At 40.4% G+C, this 17,390-nt stretch carries 15 protein-coding genes; 3 read left to right on the forward strand and 12 right to left on the reverse strand.

Annotated features, from left to right (window positions below; all coding sequences use genetic code 11):
* Positions 1-63: 63 nt before the first annotated feature.
* From ACNQO6_RS00965 to pepN, 3 genes are all read right to left on the reverse strand, one after another.
* Positions 64-501 carry an RDD family protein gene (locus tag ACNQO6_RS00965; protein ID WP_032872020.1) on the reverse strand — a complete coding sequence of 146 codons (438 nt, stop codon included), beginning with the start codon at positions 499-501 and terminating at the stop codon, positions 64-66.
* Between the two features lie 64 nt (positions 502-565).
* Positions 566-1,252 carry a dienelactone hydrolase family protein gene (locus tag ACNQO6_RS00970; RefSeq protein ID WP_440207836.1) on the reverse strand — a complete coding sequence of 229 codons (687 nt, stop codon included), beginning with the start codon at positions 1,250-1,252 and terminating at the stop codon, positions 566-568.
* A 112-nt stretch (positions 1,253-1,364) separates the two neighbouring features.
* Positions 1,365-3,971 (reverse strand): aminopeptidase N, encoded by a 2,607-nt coding sequence (gene pepN, locus ACNQO6_RS00975; protein WP_440207837.1) that lies wholly within the window; start codon positions 3,969-3,971, stop codon positions 1,365-1,367.
* Positions 3,972-4,399: 428 nt separating this feature from the next.
* Between pepN and ACNQO6_RS00980 the strand changes: the two genes are divergently transcribed.
* Entirely contained in the window at positions 4,400-4,657 is a 258-nt protein-coding gene (locus ACNQO6_RS00980; protein WP_004652954.1) for a hypothetical protein, read from the forward strand.
* A 58-nt stretch (positions 4,658-4,715) separates the two neighbouring features.
* Here ACNQO6_RS00980 and ACNQO6_RS00985 read toward each other — a convergent pair whose 3' ends face one another.
* Positions 4,716-5,189, reverse strand: a complete 474-nt coding sequence (locus ACNQO6_RS00985; RefSeq protein ID WP_440207838.1) for a DUF2147 domain-containing protein — start codon at positions 5,187-5,189, stop codon at positions 4,716-4,718.
* Positions 5,190-5,402: 213 nt separating this feature from the next.
* Positions 5,403-5,876, reverse strand: coding sequence for a DUF2147 domain-containing protein (locus tag ACNQO6_RS00990; protein WP_440207839.1), 474 nt, complete (start codon positions 5,874-5,876; stop codon positions 5,403-5,405).
* Between the two features lie 371 nt (positions 5,877-6,247).
* Between ACNQO6_RS00990 and ACNQO6_RS00995 the strand changes: the two genes are divergently transcribed.
* Both ACNQO6_RS00995 and thiM read left to right on the forward strand, forming a co-directional pair.
* The gene (locus ACNQO6_RS00995; protein ID WP_440207840.1) at positions 6,248-7,408 is read left to right on the forward strand and encodes a hypothetical protein; all 1,161 of its coding nucleotides are present in this window, start codon (positions 6,248-6,250) and stop codon (positions 7,406-7,408) included.
* 33 nt (positions 7,409-7,441) lie between these two features.
* Positions 7,442-8,257, forward strand: coding sequence for a hydroxyethylthiazole kinase (thiM, locus tag ACNQO6_RS01000; RefSeq protein ID WP_440207841.1), 816 nt, complete (start codon positions 7,442-7,444; stop codon positions 8,255-8,257).
* A 234-nt stretch (positions 8,258-8,491) separates the two neighbouring features.
* Here the strand turns inward: thiM and ACNQO6_RS01005 are convergent, their stop codons facing one another.
* From ACNQO6_RS01005 to ACNQO6_RS01035, 7 genes are all read right to left on the reverse strand, one after another.
* A complete protein-coding gene (locus ACNQO6_RS01005) occupies positions 8,492-9,304 on the reverse strand; it encodes a DUF7738 domain-containing protein (RefSeq protein WP_440208060.1) in 813 nt (270 codons plus the stop codon).
* Positions 9,305-9,323: 19 nt separating this feature from the next.
* A complete protein-coding gene (locus ACNQO6_RS01010; protein ID WP_440207842.1) occupies positions 9,324-10,166 on the reverse strand; it encodes a hypothetical protein in 843 nt (280 codons plus the stop codon).
* A 49-nt stretch (positions 10,167-10,215) separates the two neighbouring features.
* Positions 10,216-11,331: a hypothetical protein gene (locus tag ACNQO6_RS01015; RefSeq protein WP_440207843.1), complete on the reverse strand. Its 1,116-nt coding sequence runs from the start codon at positions 11,329-11,331 to the stop codon at positions 10,216-10,218.
* A gap of 122 nt (positions 11,332-11,453) precedes the next feature.
* Positions 11,454-12,401: a hypothetical protein gene (locus tag ACNQO6_RS01020; RefSeq protein ID WP_440207844.1), complete on the reverse strand. Its 948-nt coding sequence runs from the start codon at positions 12,399-12,401 to the stop codon at positions 11,454-11,456.
* Between the two features lie 17 nt (positions 12,402-12,418).
* Positions 12,419-13,969 carry a hypothetical protein gene (locus ACNQO6_RS01025; RefSeq protein ID WP_440207845.1) on the reverse strand — a complete coding sequence of 517 codons (1,551 nt, stop codon included), beginning with the start codon at positions 13,967-13,969 and terminating at the stop codon, positions 12,419-12,421.
* Positions 13,969-16,794: a type VI secretion system Vgr family protein gene (locus ACNQO6_RS01030; protein ID WP_440207846.1), complete on the reverse strand. Its 2,826-nt coding sequence runs from the start codon at positions 16,792-16,794 to the stop codon at positions 13,969-13,971. Before ACNQO6_RS01030 ends, ACNQO6_RS01025 begins: the two co-directional genes overlap by 1 nt.
* Positions 16,795-17,020: 226 nt before the next feature.
* Positions 17,021-17,383: a 5-carboxymethyl-2-hydroxymuconate Delta-isomerase gene (locus ACNQO6_RS01035; protein ID WP_440207847.1), complete on the reverse strand. Its 363-nt coding sequence runs from the start codon at positions 17,381-17,383 to the stop codon at positions 17,021-17,023.
* Positions 17,384-17,390: the final 7 nt, after the last annotated feature.

The raw sequence follows: 17,390 nt of genomic DNA on the forward strand, positions 1-17,390 counted from the left end.
GCGAACTGATTCACAAGCCCTATCCCATGAATTTTTTATTACATGATAAAATTTCGCCCTGAATTAAAGCTCTCTCACCACCACTGTTTTTGCCATTTTGTCGTGCCAGCCTTGTTTCTTGGCATCGAAAGCCACCCAGATCAAGCCAATAAAAAACACCAGCGTTGCAGGAATATAGCCAATGTAGCGAATAATCCCTTGCCCGACAGTTACATTTTCACCGGTTTTTTCATCCAGCACTTTTAAACGCAGTAAACGCTTACCCGGTGTACCTGCAAATTTAATCCAGCAGAAAATATAAAACACGGCAGTGATGATTTGCCAGATCCAGTCAGAGGTTGACATAAACTGGAATGACGAGAATCCATCAGAAGCAACCGTGGTTTCACCCCCACCAAAAATCATGGTTAATGGAATCATCGCCACAATCACGATAATTGAATCGATAATTGCTGCGCCAACACGAATCCAGAAACCTGCATACTCATATTTCTCAGACATTTTCCCCTCACTTTTTATTTGTAAAAGTTAATATTGAGCAATAATAACCTGTTGTTCCAATGATTTATATTATGTTTTGTTTTAATTCCTGATCAAAAAATTCAACGGTTCGCTGCCACACCAGTTTGGCTTCAGGTAGACCACGACTGACACTCCGGAAACCATGTGGCATGTTATAAGTATAGGCTTCTACCCGATCTCCCAGTTGCTGGATCAGTTTATTGCGTTTGCTTGCCGGACAAAATGGATCAATGTTTGACCAATGCCCTTGTAAAATACGCACCTCATCCAGAGACTCTTTTTTCGGAATACCTGCCCCTTCAATTCCTAAAGAATGGTGATAAACCACAGGCGCCAGCATATCGTCACGTTTTGCCATCTGAATCACGTAACCCCCAGTCAGACACTGTCCCAACATTCCTAAACGACCATTAGATCTTGGGTCTGCTTTAAGCGCATCCAGCAAAACATGGATTTCCTGATTGACCTCACTCTCTGCCGCATTACTTCGCCCAGCTTTGCTCACCATGGCGCGAATACAGTATTTCACTGCACCACCACTAAACAGATTTGGTACATAGACCAGATAACCGCGATCAGCGAGGTCTTGAGCATCTTCCCGATAGACATCGAGTATGCCAAATAATTCGTGTAGCAATAAAATTGCAGGTGCTTTTTCCGCAGTCTGTGCAGGTGCATACACTTCTACTTCAATTTGACGTGTCGGTAATGTGATTGTTTTTATTTCCATTGCAGTCATCCATTGCATTCGAATCGTTTCCATACTATTTATGACAATTATTATTGTCAAATAAAAAAGGATGCCTGACGACATCCTTTTTGCAATGGATTTGAAGCTTGAATTAAATACTTAACAAGCTATTTAATGTCTCAGCTACATTTTTAGATTTTACTTTCGGTTGCAATGCCTGAAGCGCTTGCTGGACTTGAGTGCGTTGTGGTTCAGCCAAGGTGTACCAGCGAGAAAGCACTTGCAGTAACCGTGAACCCAAGATTGGATTTTTTTCATCCAGATAAGCTGCCAAGCTAATGAAATGATCAACACCAAAACTCCAGGTATTCACAGGATTGGCTGCCAGACCGCCGCTGACCGAACGGATACGGTTAGGTGTACCGAGATCATAGTCTACATGCTTGGTGAGATATTCAATGGTTTCCGCTGTCGCATTTGGATTAGAGGCCTGAATGGTAAACCATTGATCCAGAGACAAGGCTTCATCTTTAAAACGGTTATAAAAATCCGCTAATGCAGCTTGCGCCTGCGGTGCATCGTTCCAGACCAAAACACGTAATGCGCCTAAACGCTCAGACATATTGCCCGTGTTCTGGTATTGCGCATAAGCCAGCTCAAATACCGCATCATCACCCTGACGCGCCAGCATATTTAACATGATATTTTTCAGCGCCCGTACCCCCATTGCCAGAGAAAACTCTTTTTGCAATTCAGGATCTAGAGCCAGATACGTGTCTTTCCAGAATGAGCCCAACTCACGTGCTAAACGATTCAACACAGCTTCGCGCTTTTCCAGCACCAGCTCAGGTTCGTAGTCCTGATCGATACGGCTACCTAAATAATTTTCGCTTGGTACATCAAATAAACGTGATGCCAATAGAGGATCTTTATTGACCAGCTCAGGCAAGGTGTTCTGAATCGCCTGAATATAAATATCGGCTTTATGATCGTCTAATAAAATCCGTTCCAACAAGGTTTGGGTAGCTTGCCACTGGTTAAAGCCATTGGTTTCATGCTGAATCAGGAAAGCCAGATCATTATCGGAATAATCAAATACCAAATTCACAGGTGCAGAGAAATTACGCAATAACGATACGACAGGTTGTTCAGTCACGCCTTTAAATTCAATCGTGGCTTCATTCTGGTCAAATAAATACACGCCATCTTTGACATCATTTACAAACAGATCAGCGCTGTGCAAAGTATATTGCTCACCGCTATGGGCATTGAATAATGCCAAAGCGACAGGAATCGGCACCGCCTTCAAGTCCGGATATTTAGGATGTGCTTTTAGACTTTGTTTCAAGCTGAGACGATAAGTTTGTGCAGCTGCATCATACTCACCTTTGGCCTCTAGCTTTGGCGTACCTGGCTGGTTATACCAGGTCAGGAAATTAGAGAGATCGACACCTGAACCTGCGCTCAATGCAGCAACCCAATCTTCAACCGTAACCGCTTGTCCGTCATGACGGCGGAAGTATTCATCTGTACCCTGACGATATTTTTCCTTACCCAGTAAAGTCGCCATCATACGGTTAATTTCAGCACCTTTCTCATACACGGTCGCGGTGTAGAAGTTATTAATCTCGACAAAATGATCCGGACGTGGTGGATGTGACAATGGACCTGCATCTTCAGGGAACTGGTGCGATTTTAATACCGCTACATCATCAATCCGTTGTACCGCGGCAGATTGTAAATCTTCGGAGAAAGATTGATCACGGAAAACAGTTAAGCCTTCTTTTAGGCACAGTTGGAACCAGTCACGACAGGTAATCCGGTTACCGGTCCAGTTATGGAAATATTCATGGGCAATCACCGATTGAACACGCATAATCGCAGCATCTGTGGTGTATTCTTCATCGGCCAGTACGCATGAGGTATTAAAGATATTTAAACCTTTATTTTCCATTGCGCCCATGTTGAACTGACTCACCGCAACAATCATATAGTTATCAAGATCGTAAGGGCGGCCGTAATGTTCTTCATCCCAGCGCATGGAATGCTTTAAAGCTTCCATGGCAATGTGACATTTAGGAATATCTTTTTCAATTGCATAGATTTCCAATGCCACATCACGACCTTCAGACGTGGTGTAACGATCTTTCAGTACTGCCAGATCACCAATCACACAGGCAAATAGATAGCTTGGCTTCTTGGTTGGATCTTGCCAGATCGCAAAGTGACGACCATTACCTGCATCACCTGTTTCCAGTAAGTTCCCATTTGCGAGCAATACTGGATATTTCTTATCTGCTTCTACACGGGTGGTGAATTCAGCTAGCACATCTGGACGATCTGGATAGAAGGTAATTTTACGGAAACCTTCAGGTTCATTCTGGGTCACGAATAAATCACCCGCCTTGTATAAACCTTCAAGCTGGGTATTTGACTCAGGGTGAATCACCACTTGAATTTGCAAAATGACCTGATCTGGTGCATCTGTGATCACCAATTGCTCATCGTCTAAATCATATTGCGCTGCACTCAGGATTTGCCCATTAAGTTGAATCGACTTTAATTCAAGATCACGCCCCAAAAGCACCAAAGCACCAGTCGTTTGACGTTTCATCACTAAAGTTGAGTCAACAATTGTATGATCATCATAGACTTGAATATCTAAGTTAATTGATTCAACCAAGAAAGATGGTTTTTGATAATCTTTGAGGTAAATGGTTTGATCTGCTTGTACGGGAGGTTGTGCCGCAATATTCATCAGTATTCCTTATCTTTCATCATGTCGTTTAGATGGTCTTGTTGGCAAGACTTCTTGATTAAAGTCATTCGGTTGCACAAATCATGCCTTATTTCGCCTAAATTCTTGTGACAAATCACGTTTGTCACAAGCATCGGTGAAACTCTATCAGATCATACGCCAACTTATAGAACCTGTCTTTACGGCTCGGTATCGGTTTTAATCATTTTATTGGGTTTACTATTCAGGTTTTCAAATTTGATCTGCAAATTGCCCGATCATTTAGACAAAATTACAACATCGTTTTCCATTCTTAAATAAAAACTACAGAACCGATTGCGTTCTATCGCGCAACTTACATTTTTTTCCTGAGTTTTACATTTTGTGCACGGTTATTGCTTAACCAATTATGCCAATCTAGGTCAATAAAATAAGAGAGGGTTATGACGATGGAATTAAAAGCACATCTTTATCGTTTAGAAAATATCAAGGCGATCCATGATCTCGCAAAAGCAGGTGTGGATCATCATGTCATTTCCGTTTTTTTAACTGCAGAAGGAATCGAGCTGACCACACTAGAAGTCACCAATATTGTGAATACCTATGATGCGCTTGGCAAAGAAAAGCTGCCAAGTAAAAAAGTACAGGCATTGATTGCCGCTAAAAAAATTGGACAGGAGGACGAAAACTTACCATGCCCTGTTTAGCCATTCACTTTAACCATAAAAAAACCTCGAAATCGAATCGAGGTTTTTTTCATTACATTTAAGGCGTGGCAGCCTCTGTACGAAGCCAGACCACAGTACGCCCCAGTGCTGAAACGCCCATATAACCCCGCATACGTAAACGTTTCCCCTCTCCCGTGACCACACCTTTGCCTTTATAGACACGACCCGATGTTGGCTCTAGGACACGTCCATCAATATAAGCGTCCGGTTTATTTGGATCTTCTCTAAAGCCCGACAGAATTTCCAGCCCGAGAATCGGTTTATTGGTATTGGGTGCCGGACATTTGGTACAGTTTGTTAGCGCAATTCCATGCGAATTTGGATAACGATAAACAATTTTCCCATGATAACGCCCGTCATTGCCTTTACGGATTTCAACAATCGAAAGTTGCTCACCGGTACGTTCTTCGATACTTTTCCAGTAGCCTTCAATTGAAGCTGAAAATGATGCTGCGCTCACGCAAGCAAAAGTGAGTCCCATGATTCCTTTCATGAGCATACGATTTAGCATATTTACCCCGTCTAAAAAAATTAACCTACTTGACGACGTAGGTTGAAGGCACGAAAATTATCACAATTTTCATAAAGTTACACTGTACACTAGAGTTCATTTGTATAAGAAATAACGGATTTTCTGTATTGATTTAATCAGGGCATGAATACTCTTTAGCACAAATAAAAAAGCCTAAATCAGTCGTTAGGCTTTCTAAAAAATGAAGGCAGGTTACGGATTTGCACTCTCGGTACGCAACCAGACTTGTGTACGTCCCAACGCAGAAACACCCATATAACCGCGCATACGCAGACGTTTACCATCAGCGCTGAGTTGTGCCTTTCCTTTATAAACATTACCGCTTTTCGGTTCTAATACCCGTCCATCGATATATTGATTCGGGTTTTTCGGATCTTCTTTCAATCCCCAAGCAATTTGCAGCCCTAAAATAGGTTTGTTTTTGAATGGTTCAGGACATTTTACACAATGGGTCAAGACCGTACCACCAGGCACCGGATAACGGTATACGATTGTGCCGGTATAGGTATTATCTGCTTTTTTCTTGATTTCAACGATTGAAAGCTGTTCACCAGTCCGGTCATCAATACTTTTCCAGAAGCCTTCTGGTGTTGCGGCAAAGCTCATGCTGGCAAATACCACCAAGCAACTTCCCATGAGTCCTTTCATGAGTGCATTTTTTTGCATAATAATCTCCGTAATGCAAAATAGATCCATCTATAACTTCATTTTTATGCCATCGTTTACAAACAGTCAACACAACGCATGACTATTTAATCCATTAAAATAAAAGAAAATTTTAATCAATTCACACATTCTTGAATTAGTGATGCCAGATTGGCACAGTGTTAAGATTTTGCTCCATCGTGGAGAATGCCATAAACGTATAAAGGCATTAACTCTGATTTTTATACATTTGGCTGAATTCAGTCATTACCACACTATCCAGCAACGTCATCGTGATCTGAATACCAGAGCTTAACTGTCTATAAACTTTGCATCACTCTGTCTACAGAGTATGTATAATTCCCTTTTAAATGGTCATAGGTTTAACATCAATGGATTTACAGATTCTACAAAAACAGTTAGATGAAAGTAGCCATTGCCCTCTGTGCCAAGCCTCGATGAACTGGGTCGAAGCGGAACAATATGCACAAGAAATTCAGTTCCATGAATGTAGTCATTGCCAGCATCGGGTGTTTAAAAACGACAGTAAACTCAATTGTCATTGTGCCCAATGTACCGCTAGCCGTAAGAAACAGACCCAACAAACCATTTTACAAGAACAACGTAAACATAAAGTCAAAGACGAAGTGGTCTATGGTCTTAATCAACTGAGTTTCTTACATAAACTATTTTTGCTGAGTGTGCTCGATGGTTACGCGCGTGAAGATGTACAGCATGATGAACTGATTCATTGGCAAAACATTAAATATCATGACTTTACTCCCAATTATCTGTTTCAGCACCAGCTTGTTCAGGAACTGCTGAAATCCGGGATATTGAAATCGCAAGATAGTCATATCGAAACCGAACATTTTTATCTGAATATCCGGCTGGATGGCTACGCGGACCCAAGCCTGTTCAGCATTGCTCAACAATTACGTCAATGGTTTTATGAAAACCTGAGCTTGGGTATTCCCTTCAAAAGCACAGATGAAGTCAAAGATGTGCTGTACCTGGTACTCTACCAAGAAATTGTACAATTCATGCAGTTATCTTGCCGTACCTGGGGTATTCAAATTGCGGGGAACCGCCCTTTTCAGGCATTCTGTTATCGCTTGATGGAAGGTCTTGCGGTCGGGCAGATTTTCTATCTGATCCAGACAGCGCTGGAATATCTGCACAAACAGAAAGCCTTACAGCCGAGAAATGACAAGTTTATCAATACCAATTTGCTGAAAAAGACGCTGGAACAATATCGTGAACGTGCTTTGACTGAACGTTGGGAAACCACCACCTTGCCACGCCCTTACACCATTCCATTCAGTAAAATGAGTGAAATATTATTGTTTAAATTTCTGGGTTATGACGAAAGTGTTTTTATCCAGCCAGTCTGGAAATCTTGGCGAAAAATCGAGCCCCGTTTAAATTTTTATTCGGTTAAGCGTTGCATGTATTGTGGTTCCAATGATCTGATCGTAGATTATGATGCGCAGGATTATGTCTCATTGATCTGCCGTAAATGTAAGCATCAAGATCACTATTTCACCCATTAACGCCCTGTTTAAAGCTGCTATAAAGGATATGTCATGTCACTAAAACAACAACTGATTGATCAAGTCATTGAAGCTTGGCGTGCGTTACAACAACAGGCTCCTTTAGTGCAATGTATGACCAACAGCGTTGCCAATAATTATGTTGCCAACATTTTGCTGGCTGCAGGTGCTTCGCCTGCCATGATTGATAATCCTTATGAAGCTGAAGATTTCACCCGAATCAGTGCAGCACTCAGTCTAAATATCGGTACACCCACCACCGAGCAAACCCAAGCCATGTTAATTTCGGCGAAAACGGCACAGCAGCATCAGGTGCCTTGGGTGCTTGATCCGGTAGGATATGGCTCAGTTTTGAAATGGCGTAGCGAAACCGTTGATCAGCTTCTGCAATTCCACCCCAGTATTATTCGTGGCAATGCTTCTGAAATCAGTACATTAGCAGGCAACCAGATTCAGTCTAAAGGTGTAGACAGTACACTAAACAGTCAGGATGTATATGCCCAAGCAAAAAGCTTATTGCAACATACCGAGTGTGTGGCGATCTCTGGCAAGTCTGATTTCATCATATCCAAGCAGCTCGATGCGGTTATTCAGGTCAATGGTGGTTGTCATTTACAGCCTAAAATTACCGCCACTGGCTGTGCCTTAGGGGCTTTAACCGCGGCCTATCATGCCGTTGCTCCAGCTACGATTGCAGCGCTGGCTGCACATATTCATTTTGCCATTGCTGGAAAACTGGCCTTTGAGCATGCGCAGACTGTCGGTAGTTTTAATATCGCATTTTTGGATTATGTGCATATGCTTGATGATAATTTAATTCAGCAATATGTTGATATTGATGTTATTTGACGCAACAAATATACGGGATAAAACGCACTGAGAAGTGCGTTCTTTTTATAGGCATAGATTATTCTTCTCCATTAAACTGCCAATACACCTCACCCCATTATACTTTAGGAAGCACTGGCAATATTTCACTTTGGGTGAAATAAGTTCAAATATCAGGTTACCCAGAGATAAAAAACAATCTATTTGAATTGAATCACAAAAAAGTTTTGCCAAGAACACGTCATTTTCTTAAAACTATTTCTTATTCTTTTCCTCTTCCAATTCTTCTGGCGTACAGTATCTTGGGACAACCTTCATAGCTTTTACATCAAAATATTCGTCACACACCTCCTTACCAGTTTCATCTTTTCTTCTATATAACTGTTTTTTTTGCTCTTCACTCATCGAATCTAAGTAATTATAAAAATACATATGATCAATTACTTCCGGATCATTAAAGCTCGTACTTAACTCAATCCCAAATGGCTCACCTTTTTGATTATCTTCACAACTCATGGTTAAGTTATAGCTGACCCGTGTTTTCGAATGAAATTTAGTTCTAATTTCATCATGCATTGGATAAGCACCAACAAGTACACTATCTACATCAATCGCATCTTTAAAGATACTTCTCACTTGCTCTGTATCAGGTTTCTTCAACTCTTCTTCTATTTCTGCATCGGTTTCTTTCTTTATATCATGCTCAGGTCTTTCTAAACGGAAACGCAAACTATCGATTTGCTTATCATTTTTTCTCTCAACCAATCGGACCCCTATATCATCATAAATATATAAATTGGTTAAGTTCGCTCCATCCGTACTATCTACTTTTCTATAATTTTTTCCTAATGCCTTGAGCCAAGGCTCAACACCAGAGTTCATATAGAGATCTGTACCATTATAATTAATTGCACAACCATGCACCTTAAACCGATATTGTGGATTTAATTTTTTTACAAATCCTTCAGTATCAGAATCTGTCTGGGCAGTTGGCTGACCATTGCTGCAACTGATACATAAAATAATAGGTAAAAAGCCTAATAGAATCTTTTTAGCGTAATCTGTCATTTTATACCAGTGATGAAGTTTATTGAGAAAGTTTCTCTTTACTAAATGCCAAATTGCTATCACCATCCCCAACTACTTTTTCCACCAGTATCCATGTCGTTTCAACTCTTATTGGGTTTTCAATTGTATCTGGCGTTGTAAAAAGATCTGGATTCGTTTTAAAGCTGAAAACTTTAGGAGCTAATTTCCAGTCTTCAGGATGCTTGGCTGACATTTTTTCTTCTTTTATCATAAAATTACAAGCAGAGTATGGCTCAATTGAACGATAAATCCCTGTCACCATGATCGGCTCACCAGTTTTAACCATAATATTCGTATTGAGCTGATATTTAGGTAAATACTCTGGAAAATCTATCCCCACAACATACCCATCTTCTAATAGATCTTTATAATCCCATTGAGCTGTATAATAATCACTAGCAATATAGATATTCGTTGCTCGAGTTAGAACAATTTTTTCTTTAGCTTCATATTTTTCAACAGCTCCTTTTTCTACTTTTTCCATCCAGTCATAGGGATAATCTCTACCCTGTGCGATTGCAGCATTATTAATGCTGCTCATTCTTCTTAAGATAGGCAAAAAACCTTCTTTTAAGTCATCCAAGCCATCAACTAAATGATGGAGGACGCCTTTAAAATTTGGTAGTACGATGGTTCCCCAAACATAATCGGCTTGATGAGATGGATGGTGGGCACGATGATCGGGTGCTAAATGAGCACTATATTCATCTAATAGTTCTTCAGCATATTGAATCAACTCCTCCCATAACTTTACCGTTTCATAGTAATAGTTATATGAAATAAATTGTTCAATTGCATAGATCTCTTGAGGGAATAACTCTAGCTTCTTTAAATCAGTCATTTTAATTATATAAATCTCAAAATTTTAAATGCCCCGAAGGGCATATTAGTTAGTCTTCACCATCAAAGATCCAATATTCCTCACCCCAGTCTTTATTATATTTCGGAATTAATGTTCCCTTAGTAAAATACAAACGCTTCTCCTTTTGGCTAGATAAAATCCAATAACCTGTTCTTGGGCATAGCTCGCCACCTATAACTTTTAAATCAGGTGTAGCAAAAAAATCTATCTCCTCTCCACCAATATCCTCAAACTCACCATCAACCAATTCAACAAAGTACCAACTACAGTCAAAGCCAGTAAATGCATTTCTTGCAATCAACTCTGGGGCTAATCTTAATTGGGTGTCATAATCAAACTTTACATAACCAAAATCGTCATCTATTTTCTTCTTTTTAATATTTTCAATTGCGAATGTTCTTAGTTCTTCAGATGGAGTCCATGCTATATATTCATTAAACTTAGAAAATAACTTCTTACCTAAAGCATTTAATGTTTCACATTCTTCCAATTGCCCACCCTCAAAACCATTTTCATCACGGTAAGTCCAAGCAAATTGTGGTGTACCCAATTGATCGCCTACAGGGATATAAACGCCCGTCCTATAAATAGATTCCCCACTATTTATACGTATATCTGTATGAACTCTAAGCTTTGGGACTTTATGATCAAAAATTCCAAGCTCTTTAATCACTTCAAATAAACTATATAAAGTCCATGATCTTGGAGGCTTAACACAAGAATCATAATAACTACATAATCTATATAATTCATCAAAGCGCATTTTAAAATCAGCTTCTTCTTCTGACATCCAATTAGGTCGAAACTCACCCAACATACGTGCTGTATTATATGCAGGTGTCCAACCATATTCATCTAATTTTGTTTCTTCAATTATTCTAATTAACCCTATTCTAAAATCGAGTAAAGATGAGTAAGCATAGGTACTCCAATTGGCTGAGGTATCACCCATTCCCCAACCTTCTTGCAATAGAACACGGTCACGATACTGCTGATCAGCCAAATCAATTACACCACCAGTATACTGAATCAAATCTTCCAGTTTGGTCAGCAACATTTCCAAATAAGGCCGTGAAGTAAAATAATATAACAAAGCAATTGATTGCTTTTGAAAACGAGTCAATTTAGAACAGCTTCTTAGCATAAGCTAGTCATCACTATCAAACTACCAAAACCCCTCATTCCAATCAGATTTGATCTCAGGTAGAATTTTACCTTCATCAAAACTTTATCATTATTTTGACAATCTAATCTTGTATACATAAATTATTTCTTATTCGTCACTTCTAAATACCAAATCGTCTCTCCCCAACTATTATTTTCAACCTCAGGGAATACCTCTCCCTGTTCAAAATAACGGGATTGCAATTGATTTGCAGGACTCCACCAATTACCTGTCCGTTGACAAGTCTGACCAGCAAAACCTTTTAAGCTTTCAGCTTGAATTGTCTCAGATGAACCACCTTCATCTGCAATGCGTTCAACTAGCACCCAAGTACAATCGCCATAGAAAGTCTCAAATGTTTCAGGATCCATTCCAGTAGCTATAACACTTCCTACTCCTCTACCTTCCTCCTCACTTGCTGCCATAAACTCAATTCTGTTTCTATCTTCTTCACAAATATAGATACCTGTTTTCCCAACGTTCTCATTAGATTTAACTATTATTTCTGGATTTATTCTATAAATTGGATAAGAGTCAGGTAAAACTAGATTGATTTCATGAAATATATCAGCTTCAGGATAATCAAAAACAAGCTCATCAATATTCCAATAGGTTGGATAAGTATTTGAAATAATTGAAGCATAGCTTTTGGCAATTGAATAATAATCCCAACATTGTTTTACTTTATCTGTAGGTAAATCATCCATCCAATGTGGAGAAAACTCACTCAAACCTTTATCATTAGAGCGTATTTCTCCAGTACAACGTAAATAAGTAAAATCACCTGTTTTTATTTTTGCGTACGCAGACTCTATACGATCCATCGTATTTCTTAAATTAGGCAAAACAGTCCCACCCCATTGAATATCTGCTTGTTCTGGATAGGGTAAACTTCGTAAATTATATGGTAAATTATGCATATAGATTTCAAATAGTTCTTCTAAACTATCTAAAAAAAAACCATAGTTATTTCGCATAGTCTCAAAAAATTCTAACGAGCTAAATTGTTCTAATAAATATGCAGCTTTAGGATTTACTTCGTAATTCATGATCTTCTCTATCTTGTTTATCTTGGTTTATATTCTAATTTAGCAGCTAAGCTATAATCACCCAAATTTGTAGCTAAAGTAGGGACCCCAACCATTGAAAAATCACCAATTTCTGTGTCCGTACCATAACCCCAACCTGTCAATTTTCGTTTGCTTAGTCCGGAAGTAACCAAGTCATTGGGATCTAGTACAATCTGAATACCTCCACCTTTTAAATAAAACTCACCAAGCTCTTGTGAGGCAGCAGGACCTTCCCAAGCATATAACTTTTTACCTTTAGGGACTGTATATTCAAGATATTCTCCATTAGCATTCCAACTCGCCCAAACTGCAAATTTATCACGCCACTCTTCACGGCTTTTTAGCTTTTCAAACTCGGACTTACGCATCCAACAAATACTATTGTCAAAACTACCTGGCGCTAATACACGCACTAAAATATCACCTTCATTAAATATTTGTGCTTTAATTAATTTCTCTCCCTTTGGACCTTGAGCAAAAGTATCAAATTTTCCTTTTAAAGGGTGTGTTAGTTTAGGATTTTTCAATGCAGGTTGCACATTTCCTAAACTAGGATGGAATGCTGTAGTTGCTGTTTTGGGGTCTTTTCTAGCTTGAGGAAAAGGTAATCGCCCATTTTCTGGAGTTAGATGAACCCAATTTGGCTTTTGCTTACGAAATGCTTTAAGTTCTTCGTCATCACCCAATCTTCTAAATTGGGTCACATTTCTAACATTAGTCGTCGCTTTAAAAGCCTGATCACTCTCTTTCTCGATTCTAACCGCCAATCTTTCCAAAAAGTCTTGTACAGGTTTTAAAAACTCGCCAAGTTTTTGATTCGCCAAGTTACGGACATCAATTACGGTTTGCAACATTTGTCGTGCTTTTGCACCAATCGCCTTACTTGCGTATTTATCAATAAATTTAACCGTATCTCTTAAATATCCTACAAGTTTATCAAACACGCCCAACAAAGCCTGCTTGGTCAACATACCTTTAACTTCTCGAATTTTGCTCGCTGTTGCTTTATAAATATTGGTAATCTTTGCGTTTTTAATGGCCTTTTTTACCGCAGGGCGTGCAAGAAATTTATTTAACTCTGTAATTCCACTTTCAATCGCAGGTTCAGCAAACTTATATATATTTCCACCCGTAAACTTTAAACCTTTGGTTGCAGGCTTAAGCATAAAGCGTCTAATAGGAGCCAAAATAACTTTGAAAACCCCTTTAAATAATGAACCCAACACTGGAAATAAGCCAATTAGTGTTAGAATCAGCCCAACCCATGCCCACGGATTATTACTGTCTTCTTTAATCTTTGTCGCATTCGCACAAATATCCCGAACATCACAAATCTGATCTACAAAAGGGATCATTGAAATCACTGTACCAGTGACAATTTGTGCAGTTGTTTGATCCTCTGCAAAGTCTCCTTGTAACACAACCCAAAGCCACTCTGCGATATCAGCTGCAGTTTCTTTCCCTTTCTTAATTGCATCATTTACTGGGGCTGTGAACCACGCTAGAGCATTAGTTAGCTCTTTCTTAGATGGTAAAAAATCCGGCATTAAAATTGCCCCTTATTCTTATCAATCTTGTCTAATTCTGCCATGACTGTATCAAACTGATCCCAAGGCTTATCTTCTTCCATTTTAGGTTGCTCATACTCAACTCTAATTGCTTTCTCTGGAACATTGTCATGATGAGCTTTACCATGCTCATCTAACCTTCCTTCAATAACCTGATTATTTTCAAAAAAGATTTTATAACCCAAATTTGCAAATGGTTGGCGATCTACATCTAGATGTTCTAAAGCAATCCAATTTTTATTATCAAATTTAGGCAAAGCTGGTAATTGTACACTCACTTGTGCCCCACCCATAAACAAATGCTGCCCCGCCTTCACCTCAAACTTGCCACCCGTGGTCGGAAAAATCCCTGAGCCATTCAGCTTGATTTGAGAACCACCCGCTGTAATTACAATTTCTTTTGGACTGGTGATTTCTATACGATCTTCGGTCGAGATAATCTGGATGCCTTGCTTTGCCAGTAAATCCATACCATCCGATTGGGCATGCGCTTCAAATTTACCTTTGGCAGCGACCTGCTTGATCCCATTCTGTGCCGCAAACAGACTAATTCGATTTTGCGCATGCGTAATCAGGTTCTTTTGCGTACTCAAGTTAATGCTATCGCCTGCCAGCTGATTAATCTGTCCATCTGCTGAAAGATGAATATCTTCATTGGTACTCAGGCCAATCCCCGCCGGTGAACTCAGTAGCATTAAAGCTTTATTAAATCTGGCAATTTTTGCTTCAATCTGTTCAGCAAATGCTTTCAATTGTTCAACCGATTCAATTTCGTCGGTCTGTTGGTTCTTGGCAACCTCGCTTAAGGCTTTGGCATTACTTTGATTACCTTCAAGCTGCTGTTTGGCTGGCTGCGCATCGAGGTGTTCGCCTTGGGCCTGATCCTGTTTCTGCGTACTCAGCAACAAACCTTGCCCTGCACGCACAGCCCCCCATTGATCGGTCCGCAGTTCAAAGCCTTCACCACGGTCTTCACTTTCAGCCTTGTCCTTTGGATGGCTCAGTTTACCGAGATTCAGTTGGCTGGCAGCATAACTGCTTTGTAGTTGCGCGCTGATTTGACCTGTGGTGTCATCAAAACGTAACTGGTTAAAGCCTTCGCCTTGGTATTCTTTAGATTTAATCCCTGCCAATTTCTTGGTATCCGGCAGCTTGCCGACATCGTCAAACCTGGTTGGACTCCGTTGTGCTTCATGAATCCTCCCCACCACATAGGGACGATCAATATTGCCATCAAAGAAGTTGATCACCACAATCTCACCGATACGGGGCAAGAAACGTGCGCCGTAGCCCTCACCTGCCCACGGCGTCAGTACATCGATCCAGGCAGAATCGGTATCGTTGTCATTGGCCCCCGCGCCACCATCATGGCTATGGTCCTCTGCACGGGTAAACAGGAAGCGGACTTTAATGCGTCCCCATTCATCGACATGGATTTCCTCGCCACTCGGCCCCACCACGCGAGCACGTTGTGGATGCGCTGCTGGTCGATGCAGCAAAGGGTTATATTCTGGTACCAATGCCATATTACGGCGTTGTAACGTCAGCTGATTCGCCTGGCGTTCGTCGGCCTGTGCTGCGCTCAAGCCTTTTAACGGCCAATGACTGTGCTGAAGTAAGGCATGAACCTGATCCGTCAAGTCCTTGGGTAAATTATTCTGGTTATAAAAGCGTTTTGAGGTAATTAAAAATTCTTTGTCTGCGCCCTGATGCTGATCAATTTCAGGATGTTCATTCAATTCAAACCAGTAACCGACCTGCGCATCCCGAACTGTCGAATTTGCAACAAACTGCTTGGCCTGAGCATCGTAGTATTGTCCTAAATTCTGATTCAGTTTTTCGATCTGGGCATTGCCTGCTTTGGTGGTGCCATCTTCACCATTCAGGTCCTGAATCCAGGCCGGTGAAAAATGCCATGCCTGTTCCAGCGCCAGTTGGTGGTTATCATGCTGGTCACTATGTTGATGCTTGCTCTGAACACTACCCGCACCTTCTTCCTGTTCCAAAGCATCGGCCTGCCAACACTGTACATGGACCGCGCCAGGTTGTAATGTACGCTGGGCGACGAATGCGGTGATACTGTCCTGTGTTTCCGTGGCGCTACTGCGATGAAAACGGATATGACGGCGATCCAAAGCGTTATATTGAGTATTATCATCAATCAGTCTGAGTTTCTGGGCCTGAATCTGCTCACTTGAGCTGGCAACTTTTAACTGGGCTTCATCAATCAACCAGTTGATCCCTTCACTCCGCATCAAACGGGTCAGAAAGTCATAATCGCTTTCATTACTCTGCATAATAAAAGGACGGACATCATAGTCTTTGCTAAGTCCGCTGACATCCAGAGTCAAACTGGCTGCAAATAACGGACTTTTAGACTGCCATTCCTTAAAGATGGTCTGAATGACATCTGGAACTGATTTGGCCATAAACACACGGCTATTACGTCGATGCTTCCATAAAGCTGTCGGGTCTTGTACGCCGAGTTTATACAAGGTGAGCGAACCATCGCTCGCACCAACATCAGCCTGAGTCACGATACCGGTGATACGGTTTAGTTCAGCCCGATCAGTCACAATATCAATGGCAACCTGACTGCCAATAAAGCTTTTTAATGGAATAACAGCACTGGTCGAAAGACAGAGCAATTGAAGCTCAATACCCTGATTAAGCTGATGAGTGCCTTCTACATATTGTAAAAATACTTGATCATTTAAAGATGAGTTGGAGAACTGAACATGGATCACACGTTTTTGCGCGCTCAGCCCTAAATTCTCTAAAGCTTGAAAGATATTTTTCAGCATCTTTTTATAGATTATTTAATAAAATTTCGCGCATTTTATAAACAGCATACATACTTGTCTATATTTTTAATGTTACGCACTTACCAGCTTTTCTGCACATGAACAAAATCATCTGAGAAAATAAAAACATAGCTCACTGTACGGAGTAGTCTAAAAATCAGGAATTTTTTATCTAAAAACGAATCAACTTCACCTCTGCACTCAAGTGCAGTTGATTCAGATAAAATTAAATGCTTGCCTTAAAATAATATTCGCTTGGCATATCAATTACTTCCACACATAGCTGTAGCGGTAATTGATTCTCTACCGGCAGATAGTTTTTTTGTTTCAGTATCGCCAATAAGACGCTGCCTAAATCCTGCTTTTGTGCCGCCGTTCTACCGCTAAGCAAATACAGCTTTAAATGAATATAGGCATCTTGCGTTTCGCCCATCCCAATCAAAAAGGCCTCATCTTTAAAAATACGCGACTTTACATCATTCGGGCTAAACAGATGGGTTGCAATCAATGCCGAATTGACACTGCTAAGCAATGTGTGCTGATCCAGTTCGATCAGATTGGCTGAATAATTGGCAACGAGATGAGGCATGTTTGAT

Source organism: Acinetobacter calcoaceticus, from assembly GCF_051947995.1.
Classification (GTDB): domain Bacteria; phylum Pseudomonadota; class Gammaproteobacteria; order Pseudomonadales; family Moraxellaceae; genus Acinetobacter.

Coding starts and splice junctions, on each gene's coding strand:
- ACNQO6_RS00965 (WP_032872020.1), bottom strand. CDS start 501: ATGTCTGAGAAATATGAGTATGCAGGTTTCTGGATTCGTGTTGGCGCA.
- ACNQO6_RS00970 (WP_440207836.1), bottom strand. CDS start 1,252: ATGGAAATAAAAACAATCACATTACCGACACGTCAAATTGAAGTAGAA.
- pepN (WP_440207837.1), bottom strand. CDS start 3,971: ATGAATATTGCGGCACAACCTCCCGTACAAGCAGATCAAACCATTTAC.
- ACNQO6_RS00980 (WP_004652954.1), top strand. CDS start 4,400: ATGGAATTAAAAGCACATCTTTATCGTTTAGAAAATATCAAGGCGATC.
- ACNQO6_RS00985 (WP_440207838.1), bottom strand. CDS start 5,189: ATGCTAAATCGTATGCTCATGAAAGGAATCATGGGACTCACTTTTGCT.
- ACNQO6_RS00990 (WP_440207839.1), bottom strand. CDS start 5,876: ATGCAAAAAAATGCACTCATGAAAGGACTCATGGGAAGTTGCTTGGTG.
- ACNQO6_RS00995 (WP_440207840.1), top strand. CDS start 6,248: ATGGATTTACAGATTCTACAAAAACAGTTAGATGAAAGTAGCCATTGC.
- thiM (WP_440207841.1), top strand. CDS start 7,442: ATGTCACTAAAACAACAACTGATTGATCAAGTCATTGAAGCTTGGCGT.
- ACNQO6_RS01005 (WP_440208060.1), bottom strand. CDS start 9,304: ATGACAGATTACGCTAAAAAGATTCTATTAGGCTTTTTACCTATTATT.
- ACNQO6_RS01010 (WP_440207842.1), bottom strand. CDS start 10,166: ATGACTGATTTAAAGAAGCTAGAGTTATTCCCTCAAGAGATCTATGCA.
- ACNQO6_RS01015 (WP_440207843.1), bottom strand. CDS start 11,331: ATGCTAAGAAGCTGTTCTAAATTGACTCGTTTTCAAAAGCAATCAATT.
- ACNQO6_RS01020 (WP_440207844.1), bottom strand. CDS start 12,401: ATGAATTACGAAGTAAATCCTAAAGCTGCATATTTATTAGAACAATTT.
- ACNQO6_RS01025 (WP_440207845.1), bottom strand. CDS start 13,969: ATGCCGGATTTTTTACCATCTAAGAAAGAGCTAACTAATGCTCTAGCG.
- ACNQO6_RS01030 (WP_440207846.1), bottom strand. CDS start 16,794: ATGCTGAAAAATATCTTTCAAGCTTTAGAGAATTTAGGGCTGAGCGCG.
- ACNQO6_RS01035 (WP_440207847.1), bottom strand. CDS start 17,383: ATGCCTCATCTCGTTGCCAATTATTCAGCCAATCTGATCGAACTGGAT.